Raw genomic sequence first — 16,569 nt, 5'->3', positions numbered from 1 at the left:
ATGATTATGCACGACGGTGCAAGGTTACTCAAACAGGGTGTGGCGCGAAGGGGCCGGACGCCCTGAGACGTCCGGCCCCTGGAACTCAGCGCGGGATCGTCGCGGCGAACTCCGCCCGTGCGTCGGTCGGGCTCGTCGCCAGTGCCCGCTGGTCGGCCAGAGCCGGTTGCGGGACCGGCTGGGGCACCGGGTCGCACCGCACGTCCGAGGCGTTGCCCGGCTGCCTGGCCGGCAGGGCGCCGCTCCTCAGGTACTCGACGATGATGCTGTCGGTGCACTCCACGCCCGAGAGCGAGCCGGAGTGGGTGGTGCCGCCGACGCCCTCGACGAGCACGGCGTTCGGGAACCGCTTACGCACCTCGAGCGCGCCCTGGTAGGGCGTGGCGGCGTCCAGCGTCTCGTTGATCAGCAGCGCGCTGTCCACTCCCCGGCCGTCGACGTTCACCGGTTGGCTTGACTTGCCGGGCCAGGTCAGACACGGTCCGTTGAACCAGGCGTTGCCCCAGGTGGCGAACGGTGCCAGGAAGTGGGTCACCCAGTTGTCGATCCGGTAGCGGGGGTAGCTGGTCGTCCACGGCGCGTCGGTGCACACGACGGCCAGGTAGACCGCGTGCCCGTTGTCGTGGAACGGTGGGCTGCCGTACAGGTCGCGCAGCGGTTCCCAGGCGCGGTCGTGTACCCAGCCGGCGAACGCCTCGGCCACGTCCTCCCAGCCGTAGACGTAGTAGCCGGCCTGCAGGACGATGTCCGCCCACTCGTCGGGGCCGATGATCCCGCCAGCCGGTTGCCGGGTCAGCTTCGCGAGTTCGGCGTAGTACAGGCGCTCGACCGCGTGGCCGGTGGTGCCGAGGTGGTAGAGGTCGTCGTGCTCGGCGATCCAGTCGAAGTAGACCTTGATGCTGCGGTCGAAGGCCAGGTCCTGGTCGAGGTTGGACTTGTACCAGACACGGGTCGGGTTGACGTTGCCGTCGAAGATCACCCGGCGGAGCCGGTCGGGGAACATCGTGGCGTAGACCTGACCGAGGTAGGTGCCGTAGGAGAAGCCGTAGTAGTTGATCTGCTCGCTGCCCAGCGCGCGGCGGATGCTCTCCAGGTCGAGCGCGGCCTCGACCGTGGTCATGTGGTCGAGCAGCGCGCCGCCGTTCGTCTCGCAGGCGTCCGCGTAGTCGCTGGACCGCTTCAGCCAGGTCCGTTCCAGTGACGGGGTGAGCGGAACGTAGAACGGGCGGTTGTAGCCGTCGATGTCGGGCACACAGCTCAGCGACGGCTCGCTGGCGCCGACGCCGCGCGGGTCGAAGCCGATCCAGTCGTAGGCGTCGCCAGCGCCGTCGGGCACGAAGTCGCCGAAGGTCGCGAAGATGAGGCCGGAGCCGCCGGGGCCACCAGGGTTCACCAGCATCGGCCCCTGCGCCTCAGCGTCCGAACTCTTGTGTACTTTCCGTGACACGGCCAGCCGAATTTTATCCCCGTTTGGGTTGCGATAGTCGAGCGGGACCGACACAAACCCACATTCCGCATTCGCCGCGGCGAGACGCTCCTGCTCGCATTCACCCCATTGGATGGCTTCGGGGATGAATTCCGGGAAATCGCTCGCCGGTTTCGCGGGGGCCGCCGCACCGGATGACGGGGCCATGACCAGCACACTCGACACCGCACACGCCGCCGCGACCACGGCAACAAATCTGTTCACTTCGTCCCGCTCCCTCTCTGCGCCCAGTGATCCGCACGGGTGGCGGACCGGCATTCCTGCTCTCAGGGCTCGCGTTGTGAAACACTCCCGATCCCGTTTTACCGGATCGCGGTGGCGGGCCGTCAGCACCACGCCGCATTTCTGTCGGTGCCCGCACGTATGTTGCCGGAATGACCCGAACCACCGAGATCAACGCCCTGGTCACCGCCGTCCGCACCGGGCTGGCCGAGCTCGCCGACCGCGCGCGGGCGCCGCAGATGCAGCGCTACATGAAGTCCGAACTGCCCTTCCGCGGGGTGCCGGCGCCCGCGCGGCGCGAGCTCGGCCGCCGGCTGTTCGCCGCCTACCCGCTCGACGACGAGCAGTCCTGGCGGGCGGCGGTGTTGTCGTTGTGGCGCGCGGCCGAGTTCCGGGAGGAGCGGTACCTGGCCGTCGACCTCACCGGCGCGCGGCGCTACGCGGCCTGGCAGACGCCCGAGCTGGTGGCGCTGTACGAGGAGCTGATCGTCACCGGCGCGTGGTGGGACTACGTCGACGAACTGGCCAGCCGGCGGATCGGCCCGTTACTCCAGGCCGACCGCCGCGCCATGACGCCCGTCCTGCGGCGGTGGGCCACCGATCCCGACCTGTGGAAACGCCGCACGTCGATCATCTGCCAGCTCGCCGCCAAGGAGGACACCGACACCGACCTGCTCGCCGCGTCGATCGAGGCCAACCTCGACGACCGCGACTTCTTCATCCGTAAGGGGATCGGCTGGGCGCTCCGTCAGTTCGCCAGGACCGAGCCCGTGTGGGTGCGCGCCTTCGTCGACACGCACCCGGGGCTGTCCCCGTTGTCCCGCAGGGAGGCCACCAAGCACCTGTAACCCGTAACCGCGGATCGACACGACAGGAGGTGTGACCCCACAACTGAATACGCGCGGCACGCTGAGGCGTCGACGTAGGTGTTGGCGTTGGTGTTGGCGTTGTCCGGCGCGGGTGCGTCAGGCGCGCAGGGTGGCGCCGTGGCGTTCGCTGGCCGCGGAGACCGCCGCGTCCCTGGCCGCGGTGGCCTCCTCGACGGTCAGCGTGCGGTCCTGGGCGCGGAACCGGAGCGCGTAGGCGAGCGACCGCTTGCCGGCACCCACCTGCTCACCGGTGAACACGTCGAACAGGCTCAGGTCCTCCAGCAGGTCCCCGCCGCCGCCACGCAGCGCGCTCGCGACCTCCGCGACCGGCACCTCGTCGTCCACGACCAGCGCCACGTCCAGCAGCACCGGCGGGTACGGCGACGGCGACGGCGCGGGCCGGCGGTCCACCAGCGGCAGGCCGTCGAGCTTGAGCTCCATCGCGCAGGTCCTCGGCGGCAGCCCGAGCGCGTCGACGACCTTGGGGTGCAGCTCGCCCGCGTAGCCGACCGGCAGGTCACCGGCCAACAGCTGCGCGCACCGGCCAGGGTGCCACGGGGCCAGCGCGTCCGCGCGCACAGTCAGCTCCACGCCGGCCGCCTCGGCGACGACCTCGGCCGCCCGGACCGCGTCGGCCCAGCTGGCCTGCTCGCCGGGGCCCCACCAGCCGGCGCGCTGGCGGTTGCCGGCCAGCACGACGGCGACGTGCGTCGGCTGCTGGGGCAACGCCGCCTGCAGGCTGGCGAGGTCGGACTCGCTCGGGCGGTCGGCCACCCCGACCGACGGCACCGGGACCTGCTGCGCCTTGGGCAGCACGACCTGGCCGATGTGGAACAGCGCGACGTCGCGCGTACCCCGCGAGACGTTGCGTACCAACACGTCCAGCATCGCCGGCAGCAGCGTCGTGGCCAGTTCGCCCCGGTCGGCCTCCAGCGGGTTGAGCACCGTGATCGTCCGGCGGCGCGAGTCGTCGGCCGACAGGCCGAACGCGTCCCACACCGTTGGCGACACGAACGGGAACGGCAGCACCTCGACGTAGCCCGCCTCGGCCAGCGCGCGCGCCACCGTCCGCCGGCGGCGCTGCGCCACGGTCAGCCCGGCGCCGGCGGGCGCCTTGGGCAGCTCGGTCGGGATCGTGTCGTAGCCCTCGAGCCGCAACACCTCCTCGACCAGGTCCGCGGGCTCCACCAGATCCGGGCGCCAACTCGGCGGCACCACGGTGACGCTGGGCTTGCCGTCGTCGGTCGACCCGACATCGACCGGGAAACAGCCGATCTGGGTCAGCCTGCGCACGGTCGCGCCCCGGTCGTACTCCACGCCGGCCACCCGGTCGGGCAGGCTGATCGGCATCGTCACCGGGGCCAGCGGGCGCGCGGCGCCCCGGTCGGTCCGGCCGGGCTGAATGCTGCCGTCGGCGTGGTCGCGCAACAACCTGGCGGCCCGCTCCAGCGCGTGCGGCGGCAGCTGCGGGTCGACCGAACGCTCGAACCGCTTGGCCGCCTCGCTCGGCAGCTTGTGCCGGCGCACCGCCCGCGCGATCGACGGCGGGTCCCAGACCGCCGCCTCGAGCAGGATGTCCGTGCTGTCGGACCGCACCTCGGTCGACGCGCCACCCATGACCCCGGCCAGCGACACCGCGCCGGACTCGTCGGCCACCACGATGTCGTCGGGGTCGAGCGTGCGCTCCACCCCGTCCAGCGTGGTCAGCTTCTCCCCGTCGGTCGCCCGGCGGACGATGATCTCGCCGGTGAGCGACGGGGTGTCGAAGGCGTGCATCGGCTGGCCGGTCTCGAGCATCACGTAGTTCGTGACATCGACGGTCAGCGAGATCGACCGGATGCCGGCGAGCATCAACCGCCGCCGCACCCACCACGGGGTCGGCGCGGTCGGGTCGACCCCGGTGACCCGGCGCGCCACGAAGCGCTCGCAGCCGTCCCGGTCCTCGATCCGCACGGGGTAGGCGTGTCCCTCGGCCTCCGGCACGTCGATCGCGGCGGCGTCGCGGCCGGGCACGTCCAACGCGCAGGCCAGCTCCCTGGCCAGACCCCGGATCGAGAACGCGTAGCCGCGGTCGGGCGTGATCGCCAGCTCGATCACCGAGTCGTCAAGGCCGAGCAGCTCGATCGCGTCGTCACCGGCGGCGATGTCGCCGCTGGGCAGCACGAGGATGCCGGCGTGCTCGTCGCCGAGGCCGAGCTCGCGGGCCGAGCAGATCATGCCGTCGCTGATCCGGCCGTAGGTCTTGCGCGCGGAGATCGCGAACCCACCCGGCAGCACCGCACCGGGCAGCGCGACCACCACGAGGTCGCCCTCGACGAAGTTCGTCGCGCCGCAGACGATGCCGCGCTCCCGGGGCTCGTCCGCGCCATCGGCGCCGTCGGCGACCATGTCGGCGTACTCGTCGGCCTCGTAGACCTCGACGCGGCAGTACCGGATCGGCTTGCGATGCCCGGTCAGCTCCTCGATCTCGGCCACCCGGCCGACGATGACCGGACCGGTCACCGGGCCGAGGGGGGTGACCTCCTCGACCTCGAGCCCGACGCGGATGAACGCGTCGGCGAGCTGCTCGGCGGTGTACTTCTCGTCCGTCTCCAGGTGCTCCGTGAGCCAGCTGACGGGAACCCGCACGGGTGTTCCTTTCGGTTACAACGGGAAAGCTGAGTTAGCGGGCGTCGGTGCCGAACGGCATGGTGAACCGCACATCGCCCTCGACCATGTCCCGCATGTCCGGAATTCCGTTGCGGAACTGCAGGGTCCGCTCGATGCCCATGCCGAAGGCGAACCCGGAGTAGACCTCGGGATCGATCCCGCACGCCCGGAGCACGTTGGGGTTGACCATGCCGCAGCCGCCCCACTCGACCCAGCCAGGGCCGCCCTTCTTCTCCTCGAACCAGACATCGGGCTCGGCGGAGGGCTCGGTGAACGGGAAGTACGACGGCCGCAGCCGGATCTTCGCCTTGTCACCGAACATCGCGCGGGCGAACGCGTCGAGCGTGCCCTTGAGGTGGGCCATCGTCAGGCCCTTGTCCACGGCGAGGCCCTCGACCTGGTGGAAGACCGGCGTGTGGGTCGAGTCCAGCTCGTCGGTGCGGAACGTCCGGCCCGGGCAGACCACGTAGACCGGCAGGTCCCGCTCCAGCAGCGCGCGGATCTGCACCGGCGAGGTGTGCGTGCGCAGCACCAGCTCGGAGTCGGCGGGCGCGACGTAGAAGGTGTCCTGCATGGTCCGCGCCGGATGGTCCTTCTTGAAGTTCAGCGCGTCGAAGTTGAACCACTCGGTCTCGAGCTCCGGCCCTTCGGCCACCTCGTAGCCCATGCCGACGAACACGTCGGCGATCCGCTCGGACAGCGTGCTGATCGGGTGCCGGGCGCCGCGCGGCACCCGGTTCCACGGCAGTGTGACGTCGACACCCTCCTCCCGGAGGACCCGCTCGTCACGCTCGGCGACCAGTTCGCCTCGGCGTTGGTCGAAGGCGTCGCGGACGGATTTCTGTGCCTCGTTGACCCGCTTGCCGGCCTCGGACCGGGCCTTGGGGGGCAGGGCGCCGATCTCGCGCCTGGCGACCATGAGTGGCGCCTTGTCCCCGAGGTGAGCGGGCTTGGCCGCGGCCAGCTCGTCCAGATCACCCACCGCGAGGAACTCCTTGCGCGCCTGCTCCACAGCGGCCTGCAGGGTCTCCGGCGCGAGCGCCGCGACCTGCTTGGGATCGTAGGAGTCGTTGGCTGCGGACATGTTCGGTGAACAGCTCCCGTAGACGGTGGCCAGGCGGGTTGCGCGGAGCCACGAGGACACACTCCGAGCACCCGAGATCCTAGGTGATCGGATGACGAGGCCCGCAGGCAGCGCCGTCGAACGCCGCCTCCGAGCAGTGAAGCCGAACGATCGCCACCCGGATGAGCGAGTGGCACGAAGCTGCGGGCGGCGCACGGCGGCGGACCCCGACAGGAACGTCTCCGCCACCTGCTTTCTCGATGCCGGGTAAATGTACCGCCGGGCCGCCGGATCGGCATCGCAGCAAGCCGAAATTCGCGAAAGAACATGCCGGGAAATCATGTCGTCAGTCGCCGGAACGCGGGCGCTGGCGCCACGCGGTGGCATACAGACAGACCGCCGCGGCCGTGGCCAGGTTCAGGCTCTCCGCCGCGCCGTAGATCGGCACCCGCAACGAACTGTCGACAGTCGCCAGTACCTCGGCCGGCAGGCCGTGGGCCTCGCTGCCGAACACCCAGGCCGTCCGGCCGGTCAACTCGGCCGAGTCGAGGTCGGCCGCGGCGTGGCCGTCGGCGGCCACCAGCGCCAGCCCCGCCGCGCGGCAGGCGGCCAGTACCTCGGCGACCGACCGCGACCGTGCGATCGGCAGGTGGAACAGGCTGCCGGTGGACGCGCGGACGCATTTGCCGTTGTGCGGGTCGACGGTGTCGCCGGCCAGGAGCACCGCGTCGGCGCCCGCCGCGTCGGCCACCCGGATCACGGTGCCGGCGTTGCCGGGGTCGGCGACCCCGGCCAGCACGGCCACCAGCCGGGGCGTGCCGGCCAGCGCGGTGGCGACGGGCACGTCCAGCAGGTCGCAGACGGCCACGACGCCCTGCGGGGTCACCGTCTCCGACAGCCCGGCGGCCGCGCGCTCGGTCACCGGCGACACCCGTACCCCGGCGTCGGCCGCCAGGGCGGTCAGCTCGGCGGAGAGCCCGCCTGCCGAGTCGGCGGCGAACAGCTCGTGCACCCGGCCTCGGCCATCGGCCGCCCAGCGCAGCGCCTCCCGCACCGCCTGGGCGCCCTCGACGAGGAACCGGCCCGACTTCTCACGCCCGGCGCGGCGGGTGAGTGCCCTGGCAGCGGCGACCCGGGGGGTCCGTTCGGTGAACGGACCGTCCCCGGGTCGGGTCACGCGCGTGTTCAGGAAGCCTTGCCCTGCGGGTCGGCGTTCTCCCGGGCCACCGCGACCAGTGCGGCGAACGCGGCCGCGTCGTTGACGGCGAGCTCGGCGAGGATCTTGCGGTCGACCTCCACCCCGGCGGCCTTGAGGCCCTGGATGAACCGGTTGTAGGTCATGCCGTTCAGGCGGGCCGCGGCGTTGATTCGGGTGATCCACAGCTGGCGGAAGTCACCCTTACGGGCACGGCGGTCCCGGTAGGCGTAGTTGAGCGAGTGGAGCATCTGCTCCTTCGCCTTGCGGTACAGCCGCGAGCGCTGGCCGCGGTAGCCGCTGGCCAGCTCAAGGGTCGTGCGGCGCTTCTTGTGGGCGTTGACTGCCCGCTTGACGCGTGCCACGGTTCAAATCCTGTCGATCTCTGGGGCGGTGAGGCCCGGGTGGTCAGGGAACGGGGGTGCGGCTCAACGGCCGAGCAGCTTCTTCACGCGCCGCACGTCGGCCGGGGCGACCTCGGCGGTGCCGGACAGCCGCCGGGTGAGCGTGCTCGGCTTCTTCTCCAGCTTGTGCCGCAGACCGGCCTGCTGGCGACGGAGCTTCCCCTTGCCGGTGACCCGGATCCGCTTGGACGCACCGGAGTGGGTCTTGTTCTTGGGCATTCGTCAGTTTCCTTCTCGAGTTGGTCGCTTCGCACATACGGCTAGGCGCCTACGCTCGCGCTCCCATGCGCACTTCGTTGCCGGAGTGTCTGGTACCCGCTCCGTTTACTGTGCCGACCGCGTCTTCGCGGTGGTTCAGACCGTGTCGGCGCCCGCGCCAGTCTTCGGCCGCGTCTTCTGCGTCTTGTGCGGCGCCAGCACCATGATCATGTTTCGGCCGTCCTGCTTCGGTGCCGCCTCGACGAACCCGAGGTCCGCGACGTCGTCCGCCAGCCGCTGCAGCAACCGGAAACCGAGCTCGGGACGGGACTGCTCCCGGCCACGGAACATGATCGTCACCTTGACCTTGTTCCCGTGCTCGAGGAACCGGATGACATGGCCCCTCTTGGTCTCGTAGTCGTGCGTGTCGATCTTCGGGCGGAGCTTCTGCTCCTTGATCACCGTGAGCTGCTGGTTCCGACGAGACTCCCGCGCCTTCTGCGCGCTCTCGTACTTGAACTTGCCGAAGTCCATGAGCTTGGCAACCGGCGGGCGTGCCTGCGGGGCAACCTCCACGAGGTCGAGATCCGCCTCCTGAGCCAGCCGGAGTGCGTCTTCGATGCGCACGATTCCGACCTGCTCGCCGTTCGGTCCGACAAGTCGGACTTCCGGGACTCGGATGCGGTCATTGATACGTGTCTCGGAGCTGATGGGGCCTCCTCGGGCCGATTTCACAGAGCCGTGCCCGGCTCATCCTCTAGTCGTGACGACGCTCGCGTCCCGAATCCCCACACAGCACGAACCCCGCACACCTGTGGTGCACGGGGCCCGCATCCGACCGATCGCACTCGACAATGTCGAGACACCGCCACTGGCATCGAAACCCGCCGACGCCACCGGCGGCGACCGGACCCGGACACCGAAGTGACTCGGGTGGGAGCGGGGCTCCACTTCGCGGCCTCGCGCTGGGGCGAGGCTGGTCGCGCATGACAGATTACCAGAACCGATCGCAGACCGGACGGCACCCCCGCCCAGCGTCCAGGCTAGGCACGGGTGCGGCGCCGGTGGCCCCGACCAGCGTGCCAGGACTCGATGACCAGGTGGTCACCCGTGTCGCCGAGATAGACCAGGGCCACCTCGGCGATGTCGACCGCGAAGAAGCCGGCGCCCTCGTGCGGGCTGTCCGGCGGCGGGTCGATGGCCGCCAGCCTACCGGCGATCTTCGCGTCACCCGGCCAGACGCCGTCCTTCGGGGGCTCGATCGTCGGGCTGTGGATGGCGACGCGGGGGTCGCGACGAACGTCGAGCAGCTTGCGGCCGTCGGCCATCATCCCGAGGGTCACCTCGCCGGCGGCGAACTCCAGCTCGGTGCCGCTGATCCTCGGCGATCCGTCGGCGCGCAGCGTCGCGATCGTCTTGTTCGTACCGGCGGCGAACACCGCGTGCACCCGGTTGGCGAACTCCGGGGCATCCTGTTCGACGTCCTTCCAGGTGGCCATGCACCCTCCCACTCGTTTCCGAACCGTGGTTCGAATACTACGCCAGTTTCTGAATCGTGGTTCAATAACGGGATGGGCCGGCCGAGAAAGATCTCCGACGACGAGCTGGTCGCCGCCTGCGGCCAGGTGATCGGCCGGCACGGGCCGGGGTTCACCCTGGCGCAGGTCGCGGCCGAGGCGGGCGTGGCGGTCGGCACGGTGTCCGGCCGCTTCGGCTCCAAGCACGGCCTGCTGCGCGCGATGATGACCTCGACGATCGCCGGCGTCGAGCACCGGATGCGCACCGCCGCGGCCGCCGTCGACGATCCGGTCGACGCGGTGACGGCCGCGGTCCTGGTCACCGCCGAAGGGCTCGACGACCCGGCCACGACCACGCACCATCTCGCCCAGCTCGGCGTCGACCTGGCCGATCCCGAGCTGCGCGCCGGCCTGCGCGAGATCCGCGAGCGGGTCCAACAGGTGCTCGCCGAGTTGTTCGCCTCGGCCTCGCTGCCCGGCGCCCCGCCGCCGGCCGACGCCGCCCGCGTCATCGACGCGATGGCCCAGGGCACCCAGCAGGACTGGGCGTTGCGCCCGGTCGGCAGGCTCACCGACCGGCTCCGGACCGACCTGCTCGCGGTGCTCACCGCCTGGCATCAGCACACCCGCGCACCGGCGGCGCGGGACCGCTGGCACTCCAGGGGACAGATCCGGCCCTGACGCCCTCCCCCGCCGGGCCAACTGCCCTGAATGCCCCATTCGGGACGTTGACCGTCCCCAATGCCTCATTCAGGGCATCGCGGCTGGCAGTCGTACTGCTGGGTACTGGCCGTTCCTGGCCCGCCTGGTCGATCATGCCGTCGTACAGTCTCGGCATGGCCCCGTGGACCGCCGCCGACATCCCCGACCAGACCGGCCGCACGGTCGTGGTGACCGGCGCCAACAGCGGCCTCGGCCTGGCCACCGCCCGGGCGTTCGCGGCGCGCGGCGCGCACGTCGTGCTCGCGTGCCGGGACGTGGCGAAGGGCGAGGCCGTCGCGCCGCCCGGCGACGTCGAGGTCCGCCGGCTGGACCTGGCCGACCTGGCGTCGGTCCGGGCCTTCGCCGAGGACCTCACCGGGCCGGTCGACGTGCTGATCAACAACGCGGGCGTGATGGCGGTCCCCCACCGGCGCACGGCCGACGGCTTCGAGCTGCAGTTCGGCACCAACCACCTGGGCCACTTCGCGCTCACCGGCCTGCTGCTCGATCGCGTCCGCGACCGGGTGGTGACGCTGTCGAGCTTGATGCACCGGACCGGCCGGATCCGCCTGGACGATCTCAACTGGGAACGCCGCCGGTACCTGCGGTGGCCGGCATACAGTCAGTCGAAGCTGGCCAACCTGCTGTTCACCTACGAGCTGACCCGCCGGTTGACCGCCGCCGGCTCACCGGTGCTGGCCTACGCCGCCCACCCCGGCCTCGCCAGCACGAACCTGCAGACGCACACGGAGTCGTGGCAGAGCGCCGGGCTGACTCTCCTCTCCCGGATCGTCGCCCAGTCGTCGTCGATGGGCGCGCTGCCCACCCTCTACGCGGCCACGGTCGCCGGCCTGCCGGGCGGCAGCTACATCGGCCCCGACGGGCTCGCCGAACGTCGTGGCCACCCGAAGGTCGTCGGCAGCACCCGCGCGGCCAGGAACCCCCGCGTGGCCACCGAACTCTGGGACCGCTCGGCGACGCTCACCGGCGTGCGGCCGCTGCGCTGAGGCTCACGCGAGCACCTTGCGCAGGAACTGTCCGGTGTAGCTCTCCTCGGCGTCGGCAACCTCCTCCGGCGTCCCCTCGGCGATGACCAGCCCGCCGCCGTTGCCGCCCTCCGGCCCCATGTCGACGATCCAGTCGGAGGTCTTGATCACGTCGAGGTTGTGCTCGATCACGATGACCGTGTTTCCCTTGTCCACCAGGCCGTTGATCACGCCGATCAGCTTGCGGATGTCCTCGAAGTGCAGGCCGGTGGTCGGCTCGTCGAGCACGTAGACCGTCTGGCCGGTCGACCGCTTCTGCAGCTCCGAGGCCAGCTTCACCCGCTGCGCCTCGCCGCCGGACAGCGTCGGCGCCGGCTGGCCGAGCCGCACGTAGCCCAGCCCGACGTCGACCAGCGTCCGCAGGTGCCGGTGGATCGCGCGGATCGGCTCGAAGAACTGCTCCGCCTCCTCGATCGGCATGTCGAGCACCTCGGAGATCGTCTTGCCCTTGTAGTGCACCTCCAGGGTCTCCCGGTTGTACCGGGCGCCCTTGCAGACCTCGCACGGGACATAGACGTCCGGCAGGAAGTTCATCTCGATCTTGATGGTGCCGTCGCCCGCGCACGCCTCGCAGCGCCCACCCTTGACGTTGAACGAGAACCGGCCGGGCTGGTAGCCACGCACCTTCGCCTCGGTGGTCGCCGCGAACAGCTTCCGCACATGGTCGAACACGCCGGTGTAGGTGGCCGGGTTGGACCGAGGGGTCCGGCCGATCGGCGACTGGTCGACCCGCACCAGCTTGTCGACCTGGTCGAGCCCCCGGATCCTGGTGTGCCGGCCGGGCACCTGCCGGGCGCCGTTGAGCTTGTTCGCCAGCACCGTCGCCAGGATGTCGTTGACCAGCGTCGACTTGCCGGAGCCGGACACCCCGGTGACCGACACCAGGCAGCCGAGCGGGAACGAGACGTCGATGCCGCGCAGGTTGTGCTCCCGGGCGCCGACCACGGTGAGCTGGCGCTTGCGGTCGACCGGCCGGCGGATGGCCGGGGTCGGGATCTCCATCCGCCGCGACAGGTACGCGCCGGTGAGGGACTGCTTGTTCTTCAACAGCTTCTGGAACGAGCCACTGTGGACGATGTGGCCGCCGTGCTCGCCGGCGCCCGGCCCGATGTCGACCACCCAGTCGGACGTCCGGATGGTGTCCTCGTCGTGCTCGACGACGATCAGCGTGTTGCCGAGGTCGCGCAGCCGGGTGAGCGTCTCGATCAGCCGGTGGTTGTCCCGCTGGTGCAGCCCGATGGACGGCTCGTCGAGCACGTACAGCACGCCGACCAGCCCGGACCCGATCTGGGTCGCCAGCCGGATCCGCTGCGCCTCGCCGCCGGAGAGGGTGCCGGAGGCCCGATCGAGGGACAGGTAGTCGAGGCCGACGTCGAGCAGGAACCGCAGCCGGGCCTGGATCTCCTTGAGCACCGCGCCGGCGATCATGGTCTCGCGCTTGCCGAGGGTGAGGCCGTCGAGGAAGTCCGAGCACTCCGAGATCGACAGCGCCGAGACCTCGGCGATGGACCGGGCGCCGTACTTGCCGTGTTCGAGGGTGACCGCGAGGATCTCGGGCTTGAGCCGGGTGCCCTGGCAGGCCGGGCAGGGCACCTCCCGCATGTAGCCCTCGTACTTCTCCCGCATGTACTCGGACTCGGTCTGCTCCTGGCGGCGTTCCAGGAACGGGATGACGCCCTCGTAGTTGGCGTAGTACGAGCGCTCGCGGCCGTAGCGGTTGCGGTACCGGACGTGGACCTGCTCGTTGGCGCCGTGCAGCACCGCCTTCTGCGCCCTGGCCGGCAACCGGCGCCAGGCGATGTCCATGCGGAAGCCGACCGTCTCGGCCAGCGCGGACAGCAGCCGGGCGAAGTACTCGGCGGTCTGCCCGCCCGCCCAGGGCGCGATCGCGCCGTCGGCCAGGCTCAGCTCGTCGTCCGGGACGACCAGTTCCGGGTCGACCTCCTGGCGCACGCCGATGCCGGTGCACACCTGGCAGGCGCCGTAGGGCGAGTTGAACGAGAAGGACCGCGGTTCGAGGTCCTCGATGGCCAGCGGGTGGCCGTTGGGGCAGGCCAGGTTCTCGGAGAAGCCGCGGATGCGGTGCGGGTCGTTCTCCGGCAGGTCGACGAACTCCAGTTCCACCAGGCCGTCGGCCAGGCGCAGCGCGGTCTCGACCGAGTCGGTGAGCCGCCGCTTGGCCGAGGTCTTGACCGCGAGCCGGTCGATGACCACCGCGATCTCGTGCTTCTCCTGTTTCTTCAATTTCGGCGGCTCGGTCAGCGAGTAGACCGCGCCGTCGATCCGCGCCCGGGAGTAGCCCTGGGACTGGAGCTGGGAGAACAGGTCGACGTACTCGCCCTTGCGGCCGCGCACGACCGGCGCGAGCACCTGGAACCGGATGCCGTCGGTCATCGCCAGCACCTGGTCGACGATCTGCTGCGGGGTCTGTTTGCTGATCGGCTCGCCGCACTGCGGGCAGTGTGGTTTGCCGGCGCGGGCGAACAGCAGGCGCAGGTAGTCGTAGACCTCGGTGATGGTGCCGACGGTGGACCGGGGGTTGCGGCTGGTGGACTTCTGGTCGATGGACACCGCGGGCGACAGACCTTCGATGAAGTCGACGTCCGGCTTGTCCATCTGGCCGAGGAACTGCCTGGCGTACGCCGACAGCGACTCGACGTAACGGCGTTGGCCCTCGGCGAAGATCGTGTCGAAGGCGAGGCTCGACTTGCCGGAGCCGGACAGCCCGGTGAACACGATCAGGCTGTTGCGGGGCAGGTCGATGTCCACGCCGCGCAGATTGTGCTCACGCGCGCCGCGGACGACGAGGCGGTCAGCCACTGCAGTCCCTTCGAAGATGCTGTCTGGTGATCGGCCGGATGCAGGTCAGACACTGCCTCCACGTGGCCGAGACCATGCTAGGTCGGGGCACCGACAGTTTTTGCGCCGGTTGTCGGCGTCACGTGGGCTACCCCGGGTAGCCGTCACTCACCTAGGCTGGTGTGACCAGTTCTGGTGCGAATTCCGAACTACCACTCGCGGGGATGGCGGTATGACTGGTTCCAGCATCTCAAACGAGGCCTCCGTTGCGCACGACACCGTTCCTGAGCAGCGACGGGCGAAGGAACGTGCGGCGGCGGTCCAGGCGCGGCGCTGTCTGGCGGACGTGCGGGCGCAGACCGAGAGACTGGTCGGGTATGTCGCCGGGTTGGACGACAAACGGATGCGGGAGCCGAGCAGGTTGCCCGGCTGGACCCGCGCGCACGTGGTGACGCATCTCGCGCGCAACGCGGACGGTTTGGTGAACCTGCTCACGTGGGCGCGGACCGGGGTCGAGCATCCGATGTACGCCAGCAACGCCGACCGGGACGCCGACATCGAGGAGGGCGCCGGCCGGTTGGCGCAGGTGCTGGTCGAGGACGTGCTGGCGGCCAACGACCGGTTCGCGGCGGCGAGTGAGCGGTTGTCGGACTCACAGTGGTCGGCCACCGTGGTCGCGCGGCTGCCCGCGCCGTTCCCGGCGGCGCGGATCCCGGTGATGCGCCTGTTCGAGCTGTGGGTGCACACGGTGGACCTGAACGTCGGGTTCGACTTCGAGGACATCCCGGCCGACAACCTGGAGCTGGCCCTGGACTCGGCGGCCTCCCGTCACCTGAACCGTCCAGAAGGGCCATCAGTACACCTTCGGGTGCTTTTCCCTGACGGTGAGGAGCGGACCTGGGACCTGGTCGGCGACCGCGAGACCAGCTACGAGGTGTCCGGCGAGCCCGCGGCCGTGATCGGCTGGCTGACCGGCAGGCGGGACGGCACCGGGCTGACCGGCGAGGTGCCCCAGCTGCCCGCGTGGGGATAAAGCGCCCTGGTCAGAGCTGGGTCAGGGCGATGTCGGTGAAGGTCGTGGTGAAGCCTTGGCCGTCCGGTGCGGCGGCCATCACCCCGGCCAGCACCGGGACGTCCGGCGGCAGGTAGGCCAGCCGCAGCATGGTCGTCGGGTCGGCACCGTCCAGTCCGTACCTGATCGTGGCCGTGTCACCCACTCGAGCGATTTCGATCGTGACCCGCTGTGGCGCGTCCACCGGCGCCACCGACCAGTCAGAGAACTCCCTGGTGACCACGGCCGAGACCTGCTGGTGCCCGTCGACGAGCTCGATCCCGCTCTTGATCCAGTTGGTCTCGTCGACGTGGAGCATGACGCCGGCCTGGTCGTACTGGTCGCGGTAGTCGCCGGCGAAGGTGGCGGTGAGCAGGAAGTCACTGACGAGCTCGCCACCGAACACATGGCCGCTGTGCCGGACGAAGCCGTAGTGGGTGGTGCGCCAGAAATCGCTGCCCGCGTCGGCCGTGACGGTGAGGGTGTCGCCGGCGAGCGCCCAGGTGGCCGGTTCGTTGAGCCAACTCCAGCCCGTGGTCATGGGCGCCATGCTGTCAGTCGGTCGGTGCGGCGCGCTAGGGTCGCGCTGTGGATGTTGTCGAGGACTACAGCGGTCATGTCGAGCCGGGTGGCGCCGCCGCGCGCCGGGACCTGGACGCACTGACCATCACGAAGATCTCCGTCGGCCCGATGGACAACAACGCGTACCTGCTGGTGTGCAAGGCCACCCAGGAAGCGCTGCTGATCGACGCCGCGAACGATCCCGAACGCCTGTCGGACCTGATCGGTCACGACGACAACCGCCCGACCCTGCGCACGATCGTGACCACCCACCAGCACCCGGACCACTGGCAGGGCCTCGGCGCGGTGGCCGGCGCGTACGGCGCGAACACGATCGCCCACCAGGAGGACGCGGAGCCACTCCCGGTACCGCCGGACCGCTACGTCACCCAGGGCGACACCATCCCGGTCGGCAACTGCGCGCTGGAGGTCATCCACCTGCGCGGGCACACGCCGGGTTCGATCGCCCTGCTGTACCGCGACCCAACCGGCGTCCCCCACCTGTTCACCGGCGACTCACTGTTCCCCGGCGGAGTCGGCAAGACGACCTCACCGGAGAACTTCACCTCGCTGGTCAACGACGTGTCGTCCCGCCTGTTCGACGTGCTGCCGGACGAGACCTGGTTCTACCCGGGCCACGGCGACGACTCGACCCTTGGTGAACAGCGCCCCCACATCGCCGAATGGCGCGAACGCGGCTGGTAGACCGGAGCCGAGTTCGGATACTGTCCGTGATCCGGCTATCACGCTCACGCCAGTAGTCGCCACCTGTCCGGCGGACAGCCGCGTGGCTCGAACATGCCCCAC

The 16,569-nt window shown here is 70.4% G+C and carries 15 protein-coding genes; 5 read left to right on the top strand and 10 right to left on the bottom strand.

Annotated elements, in window-relative coordinates; all coding sequences use genetic code 11:
- Positions 1–85 precede the first annotated feature (85 nt).
- A complete protein-coding gene (locus ACYVIP_RS23050) occupies positions 86–1,633 on the bottom strand; it encodes an alpha/beta hydrolase (protein WP_460399688.1) in 1,548 nt (515 codons plus the stop codon).
- 227 nt (positions 1,634–1,860) lie between these two features.
- Here ACYVIP_RS23050 and ACYVIP_RS23045 point away from each other — a divergent pair, with 227 nt between their 5' ends.
- Positions 1,861–2,556, top strand: a complete 696-nt coding sequence (locus tag ACYVIP_RS23045; RefSeq protein WP_460399632.1) for a DNA alkylation repair protein — start codon at positions 1,861–1,863, stop codon at positions 2,554–2,556.
- Positions 2,557–2,673: 117 nt separating this feature from the next.
- Here ACYVIP_RS23045 and pheT read toward each other — a convergent pair whose 3' ends face one another.
- The 7 genes from pheT to ACYVIP_RS23010 form a co-directional block, all read right to left on the bottom strand.
- On the bottom strand, positions 2,674–5,205 hold the full coding sequence (pheT, locus tag ACYVIP_RS23040) for a phenylalanine--tRNA ligase subunit beta (protein WP_460399630.1): 2,532 nt from the start codon (positions 5,203–5,205) through the stop codon (positions 2,674–2,676).
- 34 nt (positions 5,206–5,239) lie between these two features.
- Positions 5,240–6,310 carry a phenylalanine--tRNA ligase subunit alpha gene (pheS, locus tag ACYVIP_RS23035; protein WP_460399628.1) on the bottom strand — a complete coding sequence of 357 codons (1,071 nt, stop codon included), beginning with the start codon at positions 6,308–6,310 and terminating at the stop codon, positions 5,240–5,242.
- Between the two features lie 325 nt (positions 6,311–6,635).
- Complete coding sequence (locus tag ACYVIP_RS23030; RefSeq protein WP_460399625.1) at positions 6,636–7,466, bottom strand: TrmH family RNA methyltransferase; 831 nt, start codon at positions 7,464–7,466, stop codon at positions 6,636–6,638.
- 8 nt (positions 7,467–7,474) lie between these two features.
- Positions 7,475–7,849 (bottom strand): 50S ribosomal protein L20, encoded by a 375-nt coding sequence (gene rplT / locus ACYVIP_RS23025; protein WP_460399623.1) that lies wholly within the window; start codon positions 7,847–7,849, stop codon positions 7,475–7,477.
- Positions 7,850–7,912: 63 nt separating this feature from the next.
- A complete protein-coding gene (rpmI, locus tag ACYVIP_RS23020) occupies positions 7,913–8,107 on the bottom strand; it encodes a 50S ribosomal protein L35 (protein WP_460399621.1) in 195 nt (64 codons plus the stop codon).
- 135 nt (positions 8,108–8,242) lie between these two features.
- Entirely contained in the window at positions 8,243–8,821 is a 579-nt protein-coding gene (gene infC, locus ACYVIP_RS23015) for a translation initiation factor IF-3 (RefSeq protein ID WP_460399619.1), read from the bottom strand.
- Positions 8,822–9,129: 308 nt separating this feature from the next.
- Positions 9,130–9,585 (bottom strand): pyridoxamine 5'-phosphate oxidase family protein, encoded by a 456-nt coding sequence (locus tag ACYVIP_RS23010; protein ID WP_460399617.1) that lies wholly within the window; start codon positions 9,583–9,585, stop codon positions 9,130–9,132.
- A 72-nt stretch (positions 9,586–9,657) separates the two neighbouring features.
- Here ACYVIP_RS23010 and ACYVIP_RS23005 point away from each other — a divergent pair, with 72 nt between their 5' ends.
- Together ACYVIP_RS23005 and ACYVIP_RS23000 are read left to right on the top strand one after the other, a co-directional pair.
- Entirely contained in the window at positions 9,658–10,284 is a 627-nt protein-coding gene (locus ACYVIP_RS23005; protein ID WP_460399615.1) for a TetR/AcrR family transcriptional regulator, read from the top strand.
- A gap of 155 nt (positions 10,285–10,439) precedes the next feature.
- Complete coding sequence (locus ACYVIP_RS23000; RefSeq protein WP_460399613.1) at positions 10,440–11,312, top strand: oxidoreductase; 873 nt, start codon at positions 10,440–10,442, stop codon at positions 11,310–11,312.
- Positions 11,313–11,315: 3 nt separating this feature from the next.
- Here the strand turns inward: ACYVIP_RS23000 and uvrA are convergent, their stop codons facing one another.
- Positions 11,316–14,171: an excinuclease ABC subunit UvrA gene (gene uvrA / locus ACYVIP_RS22995; protein ID WP_460399611.1), complete on the bottom strand. Its 2,856-nt coding sequence runs from the start codon at positions 14,169–14,171 to the stop codon at positions 11,316–11,318.
- Positions 14,172–14,382: 211 nt separating this feature from the next.
- Here uvrA and ACYVIP_RS22990 point away from each other — a divergent pair, with 211 nt between their 5' ends.
- Complete coding sequence (locus ACYVIP_RS22990) at positions 14,383–15,183, top strand: maleylpyruvate isomerase family mycothiol-dependent enzyme (protein WP_460399609.1); 801 nt, start codon at positions 14,383–14,385, stop codon at positions 15,181–15,183.
- A gap of 10 nt (positions 15,184–15,193) precedes the next feature.
- On the opposite strand, the gene ACYVIP_RS22985 is transcribed toward ACYVIP_RS22990, so the two are convergent.
- Positions 15,194–15,742, bottom strand: coding sequence for a DUF1349 domain-containing protein (locus ACYVIP_RS22985; RefSeq protein WP_460399607.1), 549 nt, complete (start codon positions 15,740–15,742; stop codon positions 15,194–15,196).
- Positions 15,743–15,789: 47 nt separating this feature from the next.
- On the opposite strand from ACYVIP_RS22985, the gene ACYVIP_RS22980 reads away from it, so the two are divergent.
- On the top strand, positions 15,790–16,467 hold the full coding sequence (locus ACYVIP_RS22980) for an MBL fold metallo-hydrolase (RefSeq protein WP_460399605.1): 678 nt from the start codon (positions 15,790–15,792) through the stop codon (positions 16,465–16,467).
- Positions 16,468–16,569: the final 102 nt, after the last annotated feature.

The sequence above is a fragment of the Actinophytocola sediminis genome, assembly GCF_054779715.1.
The sequence above is the reverse complement of the archived record's forward strand: the minus strand, read 5'-3'. Positions and strand labels throughout refer to the sequence as shown.